The following is a 1,263-nucleotide window of genomic DNA, read 5'->3' on the forward strand; positions in this document are numbered from 1 at the left end:
TAGGAAATCCCATGCCGCTGCCAGTCGCGATCCGGACGTTTCTGTGGTTCGTCTTTTTCAATAAAACTGGAAAAACGCTTAGTTTTTGAACAAATTTGAATCTTCAATCAGGTGCCTGTGCGCTTCAGTGATTTTTTGAAAAAGCTGATGGCTCTGCGCACTGTTCTCAAGATTTTTATCCGGGTGATGCTTCATCGCTAATTTTCGATAGGCTTTTTTTACATCATTCAGGCTGGCATCTTTCGTCAATCCCAGGGTTTCCAGTGACTCTTGATTGCGCTGTTCCATCTGCTCTGCAGGGACCTGGGGTTGGGCATCTTTTGGGCGCATTTCCCGGACAGATTGGCGCAGCTCATCCACATTTCCGGTAGAGATTTCTATCAAGTTATCCGCCACGGCTTGCGCCTCTGCCGGGGAAAAGCCTTTTTTCTCAATTTCCTGAATCATCCAGGGACGCAGTTCGTTTTTGATGTATTCCGGGCTTGCTACTCCGGTACTCCGGACATCAGGAGTAGCAACAACCCATTGCTGAAACCTCGTCAGATCAGTGCCTTCCATGTTCAGAGCATCGGTAATGACCTGGTGGGCATGATCAGTGTGATAGCCTTTGGCGGTAAATTGCTCCATTGCCCATTGATAATTCTGCTGCTGCTGTTGCCTGAAGATGGCCTGTGGGCTCAATGGCGTGGTGTTTACCATGACTTTCACTGTTCGATAATCAGAGCCACACTGGGAGAGCACATTATCGGCCATTGTTTTGGCAACAGGGAGGGCATAGCCTTTGCCTTGAAATTCCTTGACACTCCAGTCAAACCATTGTTGCCGAAGTAGGTCTTTACCTACCGGCTGGTCAACCTTGCCACTATTATTGACGGCCTGTTGCTGAGGTTTGTTGCCTCGTAACCCGGGTTGCTGAATAGCCTCTTTCGAAGGTAAGGTGATTCCCCGCGAATGCGCAAGTCTGTTTGCGGCCCTCCTGTCATCTTGCAAATTAAGGGTAAAGCCCCCCATAAATTCACGAGCCATGCCAGAGTAGGCCGCCCAAAAGTCCTTTGCGCCTTCCTTGGAAAGCGTCATGGGATTTCCTACGCGCCTCATATATTCACGGCCCATGTAACGGACATTCCGGGAAAGTTTTTTAACTTTTCGTCCGGATCTGGTTTTGCCGACAGGGCCCTTATCGGGTTGTGTATTATCTCCTGGTGGGGATGTTTGCCAGTTTATACCACCAATACCATCCATTGATCGTTTCCTTACCCGATG

1 protein-coding gene is annotated in these 1,263 nt (G+C 49.0%); it reads right to left on the reverse strand.

The genetic code is table 11. The annotated features are described in order from the left end of the window. Window positions 1-78: 78 nt before the first annotated feature. A partial coding sequence (locus KDK14_RS11205; protein ID WP_257265204.1) for a J domain-containing protein occupies window positions 79-1,263 on the reverse strand: 1,185 nt, incomplete at its 5' end.

Origin of the sequence: Endozoicomonas sp. ONNA2 (assembly GCF_024606365.1) — a bacterium.
Taxonomy (GTDB): Bacteria; Pseudomonadota; Gammaproteobacteria; order Pseudomonadales; family Endozoicomonadaceae; genus Endozoicomonas.